Genomic DNA, 20015 nt, shown 5'->3' on the forward strand with positions numbered 1-20015 from the left:
GAACCAGTTTAATTATGAACCTTAAACCCTAAAGAAGATGACAGACACATCAAATTGGTTAGCAGCTTGCCGAGTCGAAGACGCCGTAGAAAATGGCGGCGTTTGTGTAAAAAATGGTGAAGAACAAATTGCCCTTTTTTATTTTAAGAGAAGAAATGAATGGTTTGCAACGCAGAATGAATGTCCGCACCGCAAACAGATGGCTTTAAGCCGAGGAATGATTGGATCAACTACAGATGAACCTAAAGTAGCTTGTCCATTCCACAAAAAGACTTTTTCACTTCATACTGGCGAATGTTTAAGTGGCGATGAATGCGCTATTAAAACTTATCCGGTAAAAATTGATAACGGAATTGTCTACATCGGGAAATCTCCGAAATAAATCATAATCGTATGAAATAACCAGTCATACGTAATTTAAACCAACAAAAAAACTGACATTATGAATCTTAAAAAATTTGTAGCCTTAACTGGCTGCCTAGCATTAACTATGCTCTTTTTTACCGCAAAAGCCCAAACAAAAGCTGTTTTGTTTGATGGAATTCTAGTTGCGGGATATGTTGACAATGGTGCTTTTGTCAACTGCGCAGGACCCAGTATTAAATTCAGCAAAAAACCATATACAATTTTAGTAGGTATGTTGCCTAGCATAAGAATTAAGGAAGATAAAGTTGCCACCGGAGCAAGCCAAAATACATTGGTTACACCAAATCTTGGTTTTGGTGCAACAGCTGTTTTCCATCACGTAGCCTTGCAAGTACCATTTTATTATAATGCTAAAACAGCAGCTAAAGATGGAAAATGGAACGTGGGCGTAGGCCTGGGTTATAAGTTTTAATATTTACTCATTTTAAATTAAGCAATCATGACTAATATAACCGCTCAGCCGTTAAGCAGGCTTAATATATTTTCGCTAAAAGGTGTTCAAATGAAAACCTTTCACATTACTTGGCTTACTTTTTTCTTTTGTTTTTTTGCATGGTTTGGGATGGCTCCCTTAATGAAGATAGCCAGAGAGCAACTGCATCTTACAAAAGACCAAGTAGGTAATATCCAAATCGCATCTGTTTCTGCCACTATTATTGCTCGTTTGTTAATTGGTAGGTTAATAGACAAATTTGGACCAAAATTGATTTATACATGGTTATTGGTCATTTGTGCCATTCCAGTTTTGCTAATAGGCACAAGTCAATCTTATACCTCTTTCTTACTTTTCAGGTTAGCAATTGGGGTTATTGGAGCTTCATTTGTAATTACCCAATTTCATACTTCCATTATGTTTGCGCCTAACATTAAAGGAACTGCCAATGCAACTGCAGGTGGTTTTGGAAATGCAGGTGGCGGAGCAGCAAACTTTTTTATGCCATTAATTGCATCTGGTTTTACTGCGCTGGGCCTTTGTAGCACCGAAGATAGTTGGAGGTTTGCCATGCTTGTTCCAGGAGTAATGTTATTGGTTTGCGCTTTTTTATATCATCGGTATACACTTGATAGCCCAAAAGGTGATTTTAAAGACCTACCTGCAACAGAAAAAAGCACCAAGAATACTTTTTTAATTGCCGCTAAAGATTACCGCACTTGGATTTTAACCATCGCCTATGCAGCTTGTTTCGGCGTAGAAATTACAGTAGATAATTTTGCACCTATCTTTTTTACAGATTCGTTTGGCTCAACAATAGCCATTGCAGGAATGGTTGCTGGGATTTTTGGCTGGATTAATATTTTCGCTAGACCATTAGGCGGAATTGTAGCTGATAAAATTGACAAAACTTGGGGCTTTGATGGTAAAACGCTCTTGCTTTCTGTTTTACTTTTAGTGGAGGGAGTAGGGATTATTTGGTTTGCAAAATCTGGCAACATTAGTATGGCTATTTTAATGATGTTCATTTTTGGAATGAGTTTAAAAATGGCAAATGGCGCAACTTATAGTTTGGTTCCCTTTATTAACCCACTGGCGGTAGGTAGCGTGGCAGGAATTGTTGGCGCAGGTGGTAATATTGGTGCAATGTTAATTGCTTTCATGTTTAAGGCTAAAGCAACACACGTTGTTAAAAATGTTGTAGAAAACGGTGTAACTGTTCAAAAAGACTTGATTGATTATACCAGTGCTTTCACCTTGTTGGGCTATATTATATTGGGAATTGGTATTGCAGTATTGGTTTTTAGAACGGTTACTGCACAAAAACGCTCAGGAATTGAAGATTTGAATATCGTTACTGCTAAATAGCTAGTTGATGGCTTATAGCTAATGGTCAATAGTTGATAGCCGAGTTGTCTATATAATCATAGATTACTGGAAATTGAACCATAAACTATTAACTATCAACCATTGTCCCCTTAACTATGAACAATCAAAAAAACATATTGGCAACTCAAACCACAACCTGCTGTTATTGCGGAGTAGGTTGTGGTATTGTTGTTACCAAAGAAGCGCATGAGCATATTACTGTATCCGGTGATGTGAATCATCCTGTTAATAAAGGGATGTTGTGTAGCAAGGGAATGAATTTGCATTATACCGTTAATGATAAAAGTGATCGATTACTTTATCCGCAAATGCGGTATCATAAAAACATGCCTTTACAAAGGGTAAGTTGGGATGTTGCTCTAGAAAGAACGGCTGCTGTTTTTAAAACACTAATTAAAAAATACGGTGCAGATAGTGTAGCTTTTTATGCCAGCGGACAATGTTTAACAGAAGAATATTACGTAGTAAATAAGCTGATTAAAGGGTTTATTGGAAGCAATAATATTGATACGAATAGCCGTTTGTGCATGAGTAGTGCAGTAATGGGCTATAAAATGAGTTTGGGTGAGGATAGTGTTCCCATTAGTTACGATGATTTAGAATTAGCAGATTGTATATTTGTATCTGGTGCAAATCCTGCTTGGTGTCATCCTATTTTATGGCGAAGAGTAGAAGCTGCTAAAGAGAAAAATCCAAACTTAAAGATCATTGTAAGCGATCCAAGGAAAACCCAAACTTGTTCTTTAGCGGATGTTCATTTACAACTAAATCCAGGTACCGATATTACGCTACACCATGCTATAGGAAGATGTTTGATAGAGGACGGCAAGGTAGACCAAGATTTCATTAACAATAGTACCAATGGTTACGGAAAATACAAGGAAACCGTTTTTGAGACCACCATATTTGAAGCAGCCATTATTTGTGGCGTAGCTGAAAGTGACATCCGGCTTGCGGCATCTTATATAGCAAATGCTAGGGGTTTCATCACCATGTGGACAATGGGTTTAAATCAAAGTGTAATTGGTACCCATAAAAATCTATCCTTAATTAACCTTAACCTCATTACTGGTCATATTGGTAAACCTGGCAGCGGACCATTCTCTTTAACAGGTCAACCTAATGCAATGGGCGGTAGGGAAGTTGGCGGATTAAGTAATTTGTTACCAGCGCACAGAAATTTAGCAAATGAAGAACACCGAAATGAGGTAGAGAAATTTTGGCAAATCCCTTTGGGCACAATTAGTGCAAAACCTGGTTTAACCGCTACTGAAATGTTCGAGGAATTGAATACAGGGAAATTGAAAGCTGTTTGGATTTTATGCACCAATCCGTTAATTAGTTTGCCAGATGTTCGCGTAGCAGAAGCAGGACTAAAGAAAGCGAAGTTTGTTGTGGTACAAGATATTAGCAACAAAGTTGAAACTTTAAAATATGCAGATGTAGTATTGCCAGCAGCAGCTTGGGCCGAAAAAGAAGGCACAATGACCAATGCTGGTCGCTATATTTCTTACCTCAGTAAAATTGTAGATGCACCAGGGGAGGCAATTCCAGATGCAGAAATCATTTGTCGTTTTGCAAAGAAGATGGGTTATAAAGGTTTCGATTTTGAAAATGCAGCTGCCATTTACGATGAACACGCTGCACTAACCGAAGGAACCCATATTGATATAAGTGGTTTGAGTTATGCTATTTTGAAAGAGAAAAGAGCAATTCAGTGGCCTTATCCTAAAAATAGTACTGGTTATGGTACGTCAAGATTATTTACAGACCATCAATTTTATACACCAGATCAAAAAGCAAATATTCAGTCGTTTAGCGACCAAAATAAGTCTGAACCTTTAACGCCAGACCACCCACTAATTTTAACAACAGGAAGAATTAGAGACCAATGGCATACCAGAAGTAAGACAGGAAAAGTAAATAAGCTCAATCAACATATCAGCGAATCTTTTTTAGAAATTAACCCCACTGATGCAAAAGCAAGAAATATAGCCGATAATGATGTTGTTGAAGTTTTAAGCCTGAGGGGAAATGTAAGGGTTAAAGCTAAATTTTCTGATGATATAAAAGCAGGTGTGGTGTTTATGCCAATGCATTGGGGACTGATTTTAGACAGCGATTTGAATAGAGTTAACAACCTTACCAACAATCTGGTTGATCCGATAAGTAAAGAACCAGATTTTAAATATACAGCAGTACAAGTTAAGCTTTACCAAAAAGCAAGGCAGAAAATAGTAATAATTGGTGCTGGGGCTGGCGCTTGTGGTTTTGTAAAAAGTTATAGGGCATTAAATACTACAGATGATATTGAAATCTTTAGTAAAGAAAATTTTCCTTTTTATAATAGAGTTTTGTTACCAGACTATATCATTGGGACTTTGCCTTGGCAAAACCTAATTAAGATGAGTGATAGTGAAGAACAGGATTATCGCATTAAATTACATAGAGGTTTAGGAATTGAAACGATTGATAAACACAACAAAACAATTACAGACAGTAAGGGAGAAATCCATAGTTATGATGTCTTATTATTGGCAACAGGAAGTAGAGCTTTTGTTTTAAAGGATATTCCGAAGTTGGAAGGTATATTTACAATGAGAAGTCGTGATGATGCTGATGGTTTTAGAAAGCATATTGATACCACCACAGGGAGGGTAATTATTGTGGGCGGAGGTTTATTAGGAATTGAACTGGCCACTTCGTTAGCAGAAACTGGATCAAAAGTGACAATCATACAACGAATTTCACGATTGATGGGTAGACAATTGGATGCATTGGGTAGTCAGTTGCTACACGAAGAATTAATAAGTAAAGGTATTGAGGTCTTTTATAATGATGAAGTTGATCGTTTTTTAGGTGATAAGAATATTTCAGGCATTCGTTTAAAAAGTGGTTTGCTAATAGACTGCGAAACATTGGTGATCGCCATTGGCACAGTGCCTAATATAGAAATGATTAAGGAAGCTGGTATTGATTGTCAAAGAGGTGTTGTGGTTGACGAATACTTAAGGACTAGCGAAAAGGATATTTTTGCTGTTGGTGAGATTGCTGAATTTGATGGTGAACTTTATGGGATAACTGCTGCTGCAGAACAACAAGCTGATATTGTTGCTAGGTTTCTTTGTGGAGATATTGCTAAGTATTACAAGGGCAGTCTTTTAATGAACATCTTAAAAATGAACAGCTTAGCCGTTTGTTGCTTGGGTTTAGCAGAAATACCAAATGATGACCCAACTTATGAGGAAATTGTTTTTATTGATCGAGCTAAGCGTTATTATAAAAAATGTATTGTACACAATGATAAATTGGTTGGTGCCATTCTTATTGGTGATAAAAGCGAGTTTTTAGAATTTAGAAACCTAATCGAAAATAAAATGGAGTTGAGCGAAAAGCGTCTTCAATTATTGAGAAGTGGGAACACTGCTGAACCAATTATTGGCAAAACAGTTTGTAGTTGCAACAACGTTGGTGAAGGAAACTTAATTAATAAAATTAAGGATGGTTGTACGGATCATTTGCAACTTTGCCAGCTTACAGGAGCTGGAATGGGTTGTGGTAGTTGCAGGCCAGAAGTTAAAGCAATTTTAGATTCATTTGTAAATGTGAAGAAAAACGATGTTGAAGATGGGCGTCATTGCGAGGAACGAAGCAATCTCCTTGTTGAACCAATAGCAAGCCCAGCGCTTTAAGATTGCTTCGTGCCTCGCAATGACGTATAATGATTAAGATAATAAAAATATGAAAAAACCTATCGGACCATCGGAATTTAAAAACTTAAAAGGAATTGAATATTTCAAATTCGAAGAAGATTTTATTGAAGATAATGTTCGCTGTATACCCATGGTTGTTCGTTTTAAGATGGATGCTGTTGGCATTAAATTAAAATTATCAGAATGGAGCAAATTTCATTCAGATGAAAGAATAGAATTAGCGATTATGCCTATCTCAGATCAGACTGAGTTAAAGAACTATTATAATTATTTACTTAGTTTGATTGAAAAATACACCAACAACAAAGCAACAATTATACCTGTTGATCCAATACCGATTTGGACAGAATTAGATCAATTGCCACGAATATTGGAAGAAAAATTGGAAGAAGTGGGCATGAGGATTTCTTTAGAACAATGGAAAAAACTGTCTAACATTCAACGTTTTACTTTACTAAAATTGTGTAGGCCAGGGCATGAGAATAAAAATTTTCCGAAGGCAATATTAGAGTTTGGATTAAGCTAAATAAATATGGAACAAACTATCATCATCAATTTTTCTGGCGGCATTATTTCTCCAGGAAATCTGTACAATATACTTGTTGCAACTAGCAAAAGTAGGATTAGGTTTGTCCGTTTTGGTTTAAGACAGCAGTTATTGGTAGATATTGCCTCTTATAACTTGAAGGCATTTACTGATGAACTTGATCAATTGGGAATTGATTATGAGGTTGACGAAAATAATTTTCCTAACATCATTAGTTCCTATCCCGCAGAAGAAATTTTTATTCGTAATTCTTGGTTAACAGAAGGGGTTTATAAAGATATTTTTGATGCAATTAATTTCCGGCCATCGGTTAAAGTAAATATTTGTGATAGCAATCAAAGTTTTACACCAATGCTAACAGGAAACATCAATTGGATAGCTTCTCCTCAATCGGCGCATTATTGGCATCTCATTATCCGTTTTCCTAAAACCAATGTAGTTTACGAGTGGAATCAACTTTGTTATACCAATAATATAGCAATGATGACCCAGCAAATAGAAGCAATTATTAATGCGAATCCATCAGCATTTATAGATAATGAAAAAGCAAGGGGGGAAAAGCTTTTTTCTTTGTTAAATATTTCGAATTTCATTACCAAACCTGCTGAGAATTCGGTTTCACTTTCTTCCTTTAATTTACCTTATTATGAGGGCCTAAATCGTTATAACAATAAATATTGGTTAGGTATTTATAGACGTGATGAGTTGTTTGCTGTAGATTTTTTAAAGAAAATTTGCTTGCTCTGTTTGGAGACCAAGTTAGGGCAACTTTGCTGTACATCTTGGAAAACAATCATCATTAAAGGAATTGATGAGCAACACAAACACTATTGGAATGCACTATTAGAAGAATTTGAAGTTAATATGCGCCATGCAGCAAACGAATTGAATTTTCAGGTAGAAGACCACTGTGTGGAAGGTTTAGAATTAAAAAACTATTTGGTTAAACATTTAAGTGTAAACGATACAAGAACCTTCGGGATTTGTTTTGGTATAAAAACTCGGAAAAAAAGTGAGGTATTTAGTAGTATACTCATTAGGAAAAGGTATTTGATCAATTTGCCAGGGATAAAGATATTTGCTGTTTATGATATCCTATGTGCTAAAAATTTTAACCCTAACGAGCGTACGGGTTATGTTTTTAGCAAAGGCAATCCAAAATCCTTATTGCCCGAACAGGTGCGCAGAGCAGTACTTAAATTTTATCAAGCTAGGTTGGGGGTTAAAAATGAACAACTAATTACACAAACAAGCTCAGACCAATTAATAGCTAAGGAAATAGAATTTCTATATCAATGTAGTGATTGTTTTACTGTTTACAGTGAGGATTTAGGAGATGTAACTCAAGGCATTGTGGCTGGTACAAAGTTCGATGATTTGCCTACCAACTTTTGTTGTTCACTTTGTGAGAACGATAAAAATAACTTCATAAAGGTGGAAAAAATGGCGCTTCAAATTTTATAATTGATTTTGGAACCAACAACCAAGGAATTGATCAAAGTATTTGAAGCGCAAGGCAAATGCTAAAAAATTTAAGGCAGTCCTACTTTTCGCTTGTATTTTTTTAATGTCCTTCGACTTCGCTACCGATGTAAAATCGGCACACGTCAGGATGACATTCAAAAAGATACCGCTTCAATTAGGGCTATTTAACTTAGACCTGTGCAAGGAAACCCTTCATAGTAGCACAAACCTGCGTAAAATAAACCCGATTAAACGAAAAGCCCACAGCGCAGCGAGGACTTGCAGTGAAAGCGGGACTAACATTAAAATGAAAAACAAGTTTGCTTTTCAAAAATCCTAAATTATAACTCATTAAGTTCAGTAGGAGAGTTAAAGTTCTTGAAACAACTTCGTTCAGCAGCCGGTAAGATTAGTTTATCTGTATTCAACAAATCTAGCGTTGCATGCATACTATGTTTTTTCAAGTTTCCTTCCTTGTAAAACTTTACTATTTTTGCTAGGCCTTTTGCTGTATAAATACCGCATAAAGGTTCGTAAAATTCATTATTTAAGAAAACATAAGCGTCAAAATCAGGATGCTGTTTCTGTTCATGTATCAGTTTATTTATTAAGCTGATGTCCATTTTAATCAAATCGCAAGCTAAAACGAAAAGGTCTTCAGCAGGAGCTGATAAATGCACAGATAAAATACCTTTTAATGGTCCGCCAATATGTAGGGTTTGGTTATCAGGGATAAGATTTTCTTTTTGAAATAAGTTGCTATAAATTGCTTCTTGACCAGTGTTAACAGAAAACTTAACTGGAATGTTTAAAGATTTTAATTTTCTTTCAGCTAGACTTGCCCAAGTTTGATTATTAACCAACATAGTTCCTTTATCTGCGCCCATTCGCACACTTTGTCCACCACAAAGTACTAAACCTATCATTACTTAACTTGGTTACTTAAATCTGTTAAGCCTTCCTCATTTAAAATACTGATCATTTTGCCCTTTAATACAATTAGCTTTTCTGCAATTAACTCATTCATTGTTCTAAAAACAGTTTCGTAGGTGGCGCCAGTATAAGCAGCTAAATCTTGTCTGCTTAAATCTAAATTAAGGCAATCATCGGCATTTAATCCAAATTGATCTCTCAAACTCAATAGAGCAACGGCTAACCTGCTTTTTACAGACATTAATGCCAGGTTGCGCATTTTCTTTTCCGATGCATTTAATTCATCAGCATAGAACATCAACATGCCGTAGGCAAAATCATTGTTAACCTTTAAAGTAGTTTTGAAAAAATCGATAGGAACGAAACAAACAGTAGTAGTTTCTAATGCAGTAGCAGAAATAGGGTAGAAGGATAAGTTAGATGCAATTCCCCTATGCCCTAAAATAGCACCGTTATTTGCGAAACGTAAAATCAATTCTTTGTCGCCCCACTTTTTGTGCACTTTAACATTACCAGAAGTTACAAAATAAACACCAGTTACAGGGTCGCCTTCTTTAATAATTAATTCTCCTTTTTTTGCTATAAAATTTTGTTTATGACTAGCAATAGCCGGATGCCATTCTTGCAAAGAGAGCTTGCACATGAAACAAGTTTGTAAATCACAGCTTTTATTTTTCTTCATCGTTAAGGCTATTGAACAAAAATAGGATATAAAAGGTAAAATTAATGCAAGCCTAATACAAATTAAACTCACAGCTAATTTTAGGGATAAATAATGGAATTAACTTAAAGAACAAACGTTTGCGTTGTAATTAAATATTAAAAAACAATTTTCATTCCTATTTTGGTGTTATTAATTCTCTACTAATAGCAAATGAAAATATATTCACAATGCCTTTTGAGATAGAGAAGACCTTAAACGAACCTAAAAATTAATGAAAATATTTTGTATGTCTAAACCCAGTAAAGCAGTTTTGTTTTTACTTGCTTTTTCTCTTTTTATGTCTGTTTTGCCATTAGCAGCACAACAAATAAATAGTGTAAAACTAGAAAAATCACAGGATACGAAAGTGATTAATGCAAGAAAAATCAATTCTACAACTGTTGAGGTATTGCTTTCGGATAATCAAAGATTGACAGTAGATTTTTATGGGGAAAATATTTTTAGGCTATTTCAAGATAATAATGGTGGTGTGATCAGGGACCCAGAAGCTAAACCAACAGCACAAATTTTGGTAAAAAATCCGCGTAAGCCAGTATCTATACTTACTGTAAAAGATGAAAACGGACAAATCTTTATTTCAACAGCAAGTATTACAATACTAATAGATAAAAATACAAACTTATTTAAGGTAATTAATCAAAAAAGCCAAACTCTTGTTATCGAGGAGATGGTTCCTGTTATTTTCGATAAAAATAAAGTGACTTTAACCTTTAAAGAACAACCCGAAGAATATTTTTATGGTGGTGGTGTACAGAATGGCCGTTTTTCTCACAAAGGAAAATCAATTGCAATCGAAAACCAAAATAGCTGGACAGATGGTGGTGTGGCTTCTCCAAATCCGTACTATTGGAGCACAAAAGGGTATGGGGTAATGTTTTACACATTCAAAAAAGGGCGATACGATTTTGGAGCTTCAACAAAAGGAACAGTAAAATTAGCTCATGAAACTGATTATTTGGATGTTTTTTTGATGGTGAATGATGGTGCTGTACCTTTATTAAACGATTTTTATCAACTAACAGGAAATCCAGTTTTATTGCCAAAATTTGGTTTTTATGAAGGCCATCTAAATGCTTTTAACCGCGATTATTGGAAAGCAGATAGTACTGGGATTTTATTTGAAGATGGCCAACGATACAAAGAAAGCCAGAAAGATAATGGAGGAATTAAAGAATCGCTTAATGGTGAAAAAAATAATTATCAGTTTTCAGCTCGTGCGGTAATCGATAGGTATAAAAAACACGATATGCCCTTAGGCTGGATTTTACCAAACGATGGCTATGGCGCTGGATATGGTCAAACCGAAACTTTAGACGGTAACATTGCTAACTTAAAAAGCTTTGGTGATTATGCTCGTAAAAATGGTGTAGAAATTGGCTTGTGGACACAATCTGATTTACATCCGAAGCCAGAAATTAGTCCGTTGTTACAGCGTGATATTTTAAAAGAAGTAAAAGATGCTGGCGTTCGTGTTTTAAAAACAGATGTAGCTTGGGTAGGGGCAGGCTATTCTTTCGGATTAAATGGTGTAGCCGATGTTGGTCAAATCATTCCTGATTACGGTAACAATGCAAGACCATTTATTATTTCTTTAGATGGTTGGGCAGGTACACAACGCTATGCAACCATTTGGTCTGGCGATCAAACTGGAGGTAATTGGGAGTACATTCGTTTCCATATTCCTACATATATTGGTTCTGGTTTATCAGGTCAACCAAACATAACTTCTGATATGGATGGTATTTTTGGAGGTAAAAATGGAGCAATGAACATCAGAGATTTTCAATGGAAAACTTTTACCCCAATGCAATTAAATATGGATGGCTGGGGTTCTAGTCAAAAATATCCTCAGGCACAAGGCGAGCCTGTTACCTCCATTAATCGTAATTATTTGAAATTAAAATCAGCTTTGCTCCCTTATCAATACAGTATTGCAAAAGAGGCGGTAGATGGTTTGCCTATCATCAGAGCAATGTTTTTAGCAGCCCCTAATGCTTATACACAAGGTATAGCTACCCAATATCAATACCTATTTGGTCCACACTTCTTGGTAGCACCAATTTATCAAGCTACTAAGGCAGATGAAAAAGGGAATGATATCCGCAATAATATTTACTTACCAGAAGGTACTTGGATAGATTATTTTTCGGGAGAAAAATACACCGGAAATAGGGTCATTAATAGTTTTGATGTACCAATCTGGAAAATCCCGGTTTTTGTAAAAAATGGTGCAATTATCCCAATGGCAAACCCAACTAACAATGTTTCGGAAGTGAACAAAGCACTGCGTAGCTATGAGGTTTATCCTAGTGGCAATAGCAATTTTACAGATTATGATGATGATGGGATAACTGAGGCCTATAAATTGGGTAAAAACGTAACTACACTAATTACTTCCTCGGTAGATAAGGATAATGCCCTAATAACCATAGCAACCACCAAAGGCGATTTTGAAGGTTTTGTAAAAGAGAAAGCAACTTCGTTTGTAATTAATGTAACAACTGAACCTAAAAGTGTTTCTGCTAAAATTGGTGGTAAAAGCGTAAAATTAGTAGAAGCTAAATCGGTTGATGAATTTACTCAATTACAAAATGGATATTTTTATGATGCTAAACCTAATTTAAATCGCTTTGCTACAAAAGGAAGTGATTTTGAAAAAGTAGTAATGGTTAAAAATGCACAGTTGTTAGTGAAATTAGGACCAACTGATGTAACAGTAAATAATGTGGTATTGGAAATTAAAGGTTTCCGTTTCGAGCCTACTGATAAAAACCGTGTTTCAATAGGTTTATTAACTACACCAGCTTTGGCTCAAGTTACCGAGAAAAACAAAAGTGCTTTTGGCCTACAACCAACTTGGAAAAAAGTAGATAATGCTGATTTTTATGAGATTGAGTTTAACGAAATGTTATATACCACCATTAAAGATACCACTTTTGTGTTTGATGGTTTAACACCAGAAACGGCTTATACTTTTAAATTAAGAGCAGTTAACAAAGAAGGTAATTCTGATTGGGCACAAATAGATGCAACAACTACAACAAACCCATTACAGTTTGCCATAAAAGGAATTAGAGCCACAAGTACAGCTGAAGATCAAGGTGGTTCTGGCATTAATAAATTATTTGATTTTGATATAGACAATGGCTGGCATACAAAATGGGGGCAAAATGCGGTGCCATTTGATATTGTAATGGATTTAAAAAGTGTAAACCAATTAGAGAAAATTCAATACTTACCACGTGCTGGAGGAGGAAATGGAGTGTTGCTAAAAGGAACTATTTTTTATAGCGATAATAAATCTACATGGACAGAAGCAGGTAAATTTGAATGGGCCAAAAATGGGGATGTTAAAACTTTCGAAATTAAAGATCATCCCACAGCACGTTATATCAAAATTGCTGTTAGCACTGCTGTTGGTGGTTTTGGTTCTGGAAGAGAATTATATGTATTTAAGGTGCCTGGAACAGAAAGCTACATTCCGGGTGATATTAACAACGATAAAATAATTGATGGTAACGATTTAACCTCTTATACCAATTATACTGGTTTACGCAAAGGCGATGGAGATTTTGATGGTTATATCAGTAATGGTGATATAAATAAAAATAACTTGATTGATGCTTACGATATTTCTAATGTAGCAACGCAGTTAGATGGTGGTGTAGAAATTGGTAAAGCCGATAAATTATCTGGTAGTTTAGTTTTAACTACTGCAAAAACAACTTACAAAGAGGGAGAAGTTGTGGAGGTAAAAGTGAAAGGTACAAATCTAGCTAGTGTAAATGCAATAAGTTTTGGTTTACCATACAATCCACTAGATTTTGATTTTGTAGGTGTACAGGCCCTTGGAGTAAAGGAAATGGATAACCTTACTTACGATAGATTACATACCAATGGCAAAAAAGCCCTGTATCCAACTTTTGTAAATGTAGGTGATAAAGAAACGCTAAAGGGAAATGTTGATTTATTCCTTATTAAATTAAAAGCCAAACGTAAAGTAACCTTTAACCTTAAGCTTGTTGATGGTTTATTGGTTGACAAGAACCTCAATTCCATTACGATTGAGTAAGATAATTTATTCTTTACTGATATTATGAATCTGTCTTTCACTTAAATAAGTGGAAGACAGAGTTGTTGTAAAACTACCGGAAGCCATGTACTTAACAAGAAGAGAAAAACAAACGTTTGCGCTGAATAACTATATAAAAATTTATTCAATTGATGCTCATTATTAGAAAGCCGATTTATCGTTTTAATCCATAATAATTTTAAGCTAACATCAAATAGCAGTACAAATCATATTAAAAACACTCACAAATCAAACTCACAAATGAAAAAAATCATACCCTTATTAACTTTATCAATTTTGGTCTGGCAACTACAGGCACAAGAATTACCTGTAGAATTACAAACACCTGAAATTGTATCGATAAATCGAATGCCTATGCGAGCAAACGCTTATGCATTCGAAAGTAGAGCATTGGCAGAAAAACGTGACAAAGAAAAATCAACTTTTTTTATGTCATTAAATGGCTCGTGGAAATTTAATTGGGTAAAAGATCCACACAAGCGTCCAACAGATTTCTTTCAGATAAATTTTGATGATAGCAAATGGGATAACTTTAAAGTGCCCGCCAATTGGGAAACAAATGGTTATGGTATACCTATTTATGTAAATCAGCCTTATGAATTTGCTGGCAGACAATTAACTGGCGAAAGAATGAATCCTCCATTTGATATTCCAGTTGATAATAATCCAGTAGGTTCCTACCGAAAAAAAATAATTATCCCAGAAAACTGGAATGGCCGTCAGGTTTTTATTAGTTTGGGTGCAGTAAAGTCAGCTTTCTTTATTTGGGTTAATGGTAAAAAAGTTGGTTACAGTGAAGATAGCAAACTTGCAGCTGAGTTTGATATCACTAAATATGTGAAGCCTGGAGAAAACCTAATCGCTTTGCAAGTTTACCGCTGGAGTGATGGAAGCTACCTTGAATGCCAAGATATGTGGCGCATTTCAGGCATTGAACGCGATGTTTACCTTTACTCAACGCCAAAATTAAATATTAGGGATTTCAAAACCATAGCTACTTTAGATCCAACCTATACTAATGGACTATTGACTGCAAATATAAAAGTTGATAATTATAAAATTGATCGTAGGACAAACCATAGCAAACCTGATAGTTTTTATGTAGCACTTGACTTGGTTGATGCCAAGGGAAACAGCATCTGGAAAGAAAACTCAAAGCTTACAACAGTTTTGGGTAATTTTAATAATACCTTATCTTTTAAAACACAGGTTAACAATGTTAAAACCTGGAGTTCAGAAATACCTTATTTATATACACTATACATTTCATTAAAAGATAAAAATGAAAAAGTGATTGAGGTAATTCCACAACGTATTGGTTTCCGGTCTGTAGAGATTAATGGAGCTGATTTTTTAGTTAATGGAAAACGTGTTTTCTTGAAAGGAGTAAACCGTCATGAACATAATGCAACACAAGGGCATACCTTAACTCATGCCGATATGGAAAAAGATATGGAAATGATGAAGAAGCTAAATGTAAATGCTGTTCGCCATTCACATTATCCACCAGATCCTTATTGGATGCAACTCTGCGATGAATATGGTCTGTATGTAATTGATGAGGCAAATATAGAAAGCCATGGTCGTTATTACAGCTTAGAAACAACTTTTGCCAATGATAAAGAATGGAGAGTTCCGCATTTGGAACGTGTGCAAAGAATGTATGAACGTGATAAAAATCACCCATCAATTGTAACCTGGAGTTTAGGAAACGAAGCTGGTAATGGTATAAACTTTTATGAAGCTTATGAATGGTTAAAGAAAACTGATACACGTCCAGTACAATACGAGAGAGCAGAAAATGATTTCAATACAGATTTGATTGTGCCTCAATACCCTTCTCCAAATTATTTACCTTATTATTCTAAATCAAAAAACACTCGTCCGTTTGTCATGAGCGAATATGCGCACATTATGGGCAATAGTTTAGGTAATTTTAAAGAATATTGGGATGCCATTGAGAGTAATCCAAAACTACAAGGTGGCTTTGTCTGGGAATGGATAGACCAAGCTATTGATACAGTTAAAAATGGTAAGCGCATCATGGCCTATGGTGGCGATTTTCCATTAAGTGGTCCTGTTGATGAAAACTTTAGCGACAATAATTTTTGTGTGAAAGGTGTAGTTACCGCATATCGAGGGATGACACCTATGGCTGTGGAGTTAAAAAAAGTTCACCAATATATTAAAACTACCTTTAATGGCTCTAATCAAATAAATATAAACAACAGCTATTTCTTTAAAGATATTAGTAATGTACAGTTGAATTGGGAAGTTTTAGAAAATGGAAAAGTAGTCCAAAGTGGCTTGATTGCAGATTTAAATATTAGCCCATGCCAAACACAAACCCTTACGCTGCCTTTTAAAGCAAATTACAAGGAAGGAAAAGAATATTTTTTAAATGTATATTATCGTTTAAAAACACCAGAGCCATTTTTGGAGAAAGGTTATGATATTGCCTACGAACAAATTGCATTAGCGGGTATACCAAAATCAAGTAATTATGCTGAAGTTAAAAAAACATTAAAAGTTGAGCAGACTGCAGGTAGGGCAGTAGTTAAAGGCAGCGACTTTATTGCAACTTTTGACTTAACCAAAGGAACTTTGATAAGTTACCTTTCTAAAGGGCAAGAACTCTTGGTTACAGGGCCACAACCTGGATTTTATCGTGCTCCAACAGATAATGATATTGGTGCTGGTTTAAATACAAAATTGCGCATGTGGAGAAATGTTTATCAAGATCCAAGTAATAATATCCAAGCTATAGTTGCTCCAACACCAAATAGTGTTACACTTACAATAACAGCTAATTTGCTAAAAGGCGATGAAAAAACAACACAAATTTTTAGTGTATTTGCAGACGGTACTATCAAAGTTGATAACCAATTTAAAGCAGTTATGGGTAACTACAAAAGCTTAATGCGTATTGGTAACGACCTACAATTGAATTCAACCTATAGCAATATTGAATGGTATGGTCGTGGTCCGGGAGAGAACTATATAGATAGAAAAACAGCATCCTTAATAGGTACTTATAAGTCAACAGTTGACGAACAGTATTTTGCTTATGCTCGCCCACAAGAAAGTGGTAATAAATCAGATGTGCGATGGGTAAAATTTACCAATAAACAAGGGAAAGGTTTACGTTTCGAATTTATCGATCAATTATTAAGTTTTAATGCTTTGCCTTATTCGGTAGAAGATTTAGATCCAGAAGCAGAGAAAAAACAATATCATTCAGGTGAGTTGGTTAAACGAAATCAAATTTACATACACATGGACATGCAACAATTAGGTGTACAAGGTATAGATAGTTGGGGTTCTATGCCATTGGTTCAATATCAAATTCCATTTAAGGATTACAGTTATAGTTATTACATTAAACCCATTAAATAAATTGTCATCAGGAGCTAGTGAAGGATTATTTTAGAAGCAGAGTATGAAATTAAAAGCGATGCTTGGAATTTTGCTAATTCGATGGATAAAGCAAATACTAACTACACATTGATATGATATGAAAAAGTTATCCTTAATTCTATTGATCATTTTTGTATGCCAAATTAGCCTTGCACAAAACTTAAGCAAATACAATCTCACCTTTGATAAATTGGCCAGCAAATGGGATGAAGCCATGCCCCTAGGGAATGGTATGCTAGGGGTTTTAGTTTGGGGAAAAGCAGGTAAACTAAGACTTTCTTTAGATCGAGCTGATTTATGGGACGAACGCCAGTCAATGCCAGATTTAAATATATATAATTTTAAATGGGTGCAAAATCAAGTTGATAAAAAGGAATATCAAATAGTACAACAAAAACTAGATGACCCATATGACAGAGCTACACCTACTAAAATCCCGGCAGCTGCTATAGAATTTAATATCACAAATTTAGGCAAAGTAATGTCTAATGTTTTAGATATCAAAACAGCCTTGAATACAGTAAAATTTCAAAGTGGAGTAATGTTTAACTGTTACCTTCATGCTACAAGAAACCAAGGTTTTTTTAGTTTTGAGAATCTGAAAAATACCGATATTTTACCCGAATTAATTGTACATAATTATGCTGGAAATGAAAAAATAGCTAATGATAATAGTCATGAAGGTCTAGGTCTTCAGCAATTAGGCTACAAAAAAGGGAATATTACCAAAACAACAAATACCATTCGTTATAACCAACCAATGGCAGATGGACATTTTTACGAAGTATTGATCCTATGGGAAAAAATAAATAATAATATAATAGGTTCTTGGACAGTTTCTAAAGACGCAGTGGCAACTATTCCACCCATTTCATCAACAGCTAAAGAACCAACTAGTTGGGATGCACATATCAAATGGTGGACAAATTTCTGGAGTAAATCTTCAATTTCCATTCCTGATGAATTGGTGGAAAAGCAGTATTACCTAGAACAATACAAACTAGGTTCAGTAGCAAAAAAAGGTGCTCCAGCTATTACTTTGCAAGCGGTGTGGACAGCTGACAATGGAACCTTACCGCCCTGGAAAGGTGATTTTCATAATGATTTAAATACCCAGTTAAGTTATTGGCCAACTTATACTTCGAACCATTTGGAAGAAGGTAAAACATTTACGGATTGGCTTTGGAAAGTTAAGGGCGAAAGTGAAAAATATACAAGAAATTATTTTGGTGTATCGGGAGTGAATATTCCAGGTGTAGTTACATTAAGCGGTTATCCCATGGGCGGTTGGATACAATATGCCATGAGCCCTACAGTGAGTGCTTGGTGTTCTCAACATTTTTACTGGCAGTGGAAATACAGCATGGACAAACAGTTTTTAGATAAAGAAGCTTATCCTTACATTACCCAATCGGCTACATTTTTAGAAAATATTACCTTTTTAAAAGATGGAGTTAGGATGTTACCTTTAAGCTCTAGTCCAGAATATAATGATAACGATATTACAGCATGGTTTAAAAAATGGAGTAATTTTGATTTAGGCCTAACTAAATTTTTGTTTAAGGCAGCAAAAGAAGTCTCTGTAGCTAAAGGTGATAAAAAGGGTGCTGAACATTGGCAAATTCTTACTAACCAACTACCCGATTATGAGGTGAACGAAACTGGATTTACCATTGCACCAGGTCAAAATTTAACTGCATCTCACCGCCATATGTCGCAATATATGGCTATTTATCCTTTGGCATTGCTTGATTATAATAAGCCTGAAGATAAAATCCGCATCGATAATTCATATAAACAATTAGAGGCCAAGGGAACAAGAGCATGGTGTGGATATTCTTTTAGTTGGATGGCTTCCTTATATGCAAGAGCTTATCAAGGAGATAAGGCACTTAAACAATTACAGGTTTTTGCTTCAAATTTTTGTTCTTCTAATAGCTTCCATCTAAATGGAGACCAAAAAGGTGGGCAATATTCGAGTTTTACCTATCGTCCGTTTACATTGGAGGGTAATTTTGCTTTTGCTCAAGGTGTAAATGAATTACTATTGCAAAGTAGAGGTGATTATATTGAAGTTTTTCCGTCGATACCGAGCACTTGGAAAGATTGTTCTTTTAAAGATTTGCGAGCAGAAGGAGCATTTTTAATTAGTGCAAATAGAGTAAATAGCATTGCCGAAAAAGTAAAGATTTATGCAGAACAAGGTGGTCAAATTAGAATTAAACTCCCTTTCAAATCAATGATTGCTAAAGACGAAAAAGGCAGGGAAGTTAAAGCAACCACTACTGCAGGAATTACCAATTATAGTTTTAAAAAAGGCGAAATTATTACGTTTTTAAATAATAACGGATAGTTGCCAAACAGGTAAATAAATATTTAAACGGCAGTTTAAACCCCAGGGCAGATGTAATAATAACTTGTATTGATGAAGATATCCAATATACTTCGAATGATTAGTACAGCCCTTATCTTTGCAATACCCCTTTATAAATACTAAAGTAGTCTACTATTCAGAAGGCTTTAATTAATCAAATCATTGTATAAAACAGAATTCACTAACTGTTTATCTTAATTTGCTGCAAAACAAACGTTTGTGCTGAATTTGTAACAAATTATTTTCAATCACATTTTTAGTGCTATATTAAAATTGAAAATATTGTATATCAGCATATTAATTTTTATTAAGTGCTTTAAATCATTAATAAAAATCCTCCTTTTATTATTCATATTCCTTTTTTAGTTGCTAAAAGGATATTCATCTATAAATCTAAGCCCAACTATATGCCTATAATTTGGAATATTTGCCTTTGATTAAACAAACGTTTGCGCTGAGAAAAAATATAAACTCGGCTTTCTTTACCTATACCTTGCATCAA

11 protein-coding genes are annotated in these 20015 nt (G+C 35.0%); 9 read left to right on the forward strand and 2 right to left on the reverse strand.

All coding sequences use genetic code 11. The features are described 5' to 3' along the window. Positions 1-37: 37 nt before the first annotated feature. The 6 genes from nirD to FA048_RS06870 all read left to right on the forward strand — a co-directional run bounded on the left by nirD (position 38) and on the right by FA048_RS06870 (position 7972). The gene (gene nirD / locus FA048_RS06845) at positions 38-382 is read left to right on the forward strand and encodes a nitrite reductase small subunit NirD (RefSeq protein ID WP_136839501.1); all 345 of its coding nucleotides are present in this window, start codon (positions 38-40) and stop codon (positions 380-382) included. Between the two features lie 60 nt (positions 383-442). Then, complete coding sequence (locus FA048_RS06850; protein ID WP_225872499.1) at positions 443-838, forward strand: hypothetical protein; 396 nt, start codon at positions 443-445, stop codon at positions 836-838. Positions 839-928: 90 nt separating this feature from the next. After that, positions 929-2227, forward strand: a complete 1299-nt coding sequence (locus FA048_RS06855; protein ID WP_225872500.1) for an MFS transporter — start codon at positions 929-931, stop codon at positions 2225-2227. Between the two features lie 116 nt (positions 2228-2343). Continuing rightward, positions 2344-5940, forward strand: coding sequence for a nitrate reductase (locus FA048_RS06860; protein WP_136839503.1), 3597 nt, complete (start codon positions 2344-2346; stop codon positions 5938-5940). Positions 5941-5989: 49 nt separating this feature from the next. Next, positions 5990-6487: a nitrate reductase associated protein gene (locus FA048_RS06865; RefSeq protein ID WP_136839504.1), complete on the forward strand. Its 498-nt coding sequence runs from the start codon at positions 5990-5992 to the stop codon at positions 6485-6487. A 6-nt stretch (positions 6488-6493) separates the two neighbouring features. After that, positions 6494-7972: a rubredoxin gene (locus tag FA048_RS06870; RefSeq protein ID WP_136839505.1), complete on the forward strand. Its 1479-nt coding sequence runs from the start codon at positions 6494-6496 to the stop codon at positions 7970-7972. Between the two features lie 341 nt (positions 7973-8313). Here the strand turns inward: FA048_RS06870 and FA048_RS06875 are convergent, their stop codons facing one another. Both FA048_RS06875 and FA048_RS06880 read right to left on the reverse strand, forming a co-directional pair. Then, positions 8314-8898, reverse strand: coding sequence for a molybdenum cofactor guanylyltransferase (locus FA048_RS06875; RefSeq protein ID WP_136839506.1), 585 nt, complete (start codon positions 8896-8898; stop codon positions 8314-8316). Then, positions 8898-9587: a Crp/Fnr family transcriptional regulator gene (locus FA048_RS06880; protein WP_136839507.1), complete on the reverse strand. Its 690-nt coding sequence runs from the start codon at positions 9585-9587 to the stop codon at positions 8898-8900. The genes FA048_RS06875 and FA048_RS06880 overlap by 1 nt, the downstream gene beginning before the upstream one ends. Before the next feature lie 253 nt (positions 9588-9840). Between FA048_RS06880 and FA048_RS06885 the strand changes: the two genes are divergently transcribed. The 3 genes from FA048_RS06885 (at position 9841) to FA048_RS06895 (ending at position 19492) form a co-directional block, all read left to right on the forward strand. Then, a complete protein-coding gene (locus tag FA048_RS06885) occupies positions 9841-13701 on the forward strand; it encodes a TIM-barrel domain-containing protein (RefSeq protein WP_136839508.1) in 3861 nt (1286 codons plus the stop codon). 261 nt (positions 13702-13962) lie between these two features. After that, positions 13963-17118, forward strand: coding sequence for a glycoside hydrolase family 2 TIM barrel-domain containing protein (locus FA048_RS06890; protein WP_136839509.1), 3156 nt, complete (start codon positions 13963-13965; stop codon positions 17116-17118). Positions 17119-17236: 118 nt separating this feature from the next. Beyond that, positions 17237-19492 carry a glycosyl hydrolase family 95 catalytic domain-containing protein gene (locus FA048_RS06895; protein WP_136839510.1) on the forward strand — a complete coding sequence of 752 codons (2256 nt, stop codon included), beginning with the start codon at positions 17237-17239 and terminating at the stop codon, positions 19490-19492. The last annotated feature ends 523 nt before the right edge of the window (positions 19493-20015 follow it).

Source organism: Pedobacter polaris (genome assembly GCF_005116505.1).
GTDB classification, from domain to species: domain Bacteria; phylum Bacteroidota; class Bacteroidia; order Sphingobacteriales; family Sphingobacteriaceae; genus Pedobacter; species Pedobacter polaris.

Excerpts from the sequence above, each read along its gene's own strand:
- nirD (WP_136839501.1), top strand. The coding sequence starts at position 38 with ATGACAGACACATCAAATTGGTTAGCAGCTTGCCGAGTCGAAGACGCC.
- FA048_RS06850 (WP_225872499.1), top strand. The coding sequence starts at position 443 with ATGAATCTTAAAAAATTTGTAGCCTTAACTGGCTGCCTAGCATTAACT.
- FA048_RS06855 (WP_225872500.1), top strand. The coding sequence starts at position 929 with ATGAAAACCTTTCACATTACTTGGCTTACTTTTTTCTTTTGTTTTTTT.
- FA048_RS06860 (WP_136839503.1), top strand. The coding sequence starts at position 2,344 with ATGAACAATCAAAAAAACATATTGGCAACTCAAACCACAACCTGCTGT.
- FA048_RS06865 (WP_136839504.1), top strand. The coding sequence starts at position 5,990 with ATGAAAAAACCTATCGGACCATCGGAATTTAAAAACTTAAAAGGAATT.
- FA048_RS06870 (WP_136839505.1), top strand. The coding sequence starts at position 6,494 with ATGGAACAAACTATCATCATCAATTTTTCTGGCGGCATTATTTCTCCA.
- FA048_RS06875 (WP_136839506.1), bottom strand. The coding sequence starts at position 8,898 with ATGATAGGTTTAGTACTTTGTGGTGGACAAAGTGTGCGAATGGGCGCA.
- FA048_RS06880 (WP_136839507.1), bottom strand. The coding sequence starts at position 9,587 with ATGAAGAAAAATAAAAGCTGTGATTTACAAACTTGTTTCATGTGCAAG.
- FA048_RS06885 (WP_136839508.1), top strand. The coding sequence starts at position 9,841 with ATGAAAATATTTTGTATGTCTAAACCCAGTAAAGCAGTTTTGTTTTTA.
- FA048_RS06890 (WP_136839509.1), top strand. The coding sequence starts at position 13,963 with ATGAAAAAAATCATACCCTTATTAACTTTATCAATTTTGGTCTGGCAA.
- FA048_RS06895 (WP_136839510.1), top strand. The coding sequence starts at position 17,237 with ATGAAAAAGTTATCCTTAATTCTATTGATCATTTTTGTATGCCAAATT.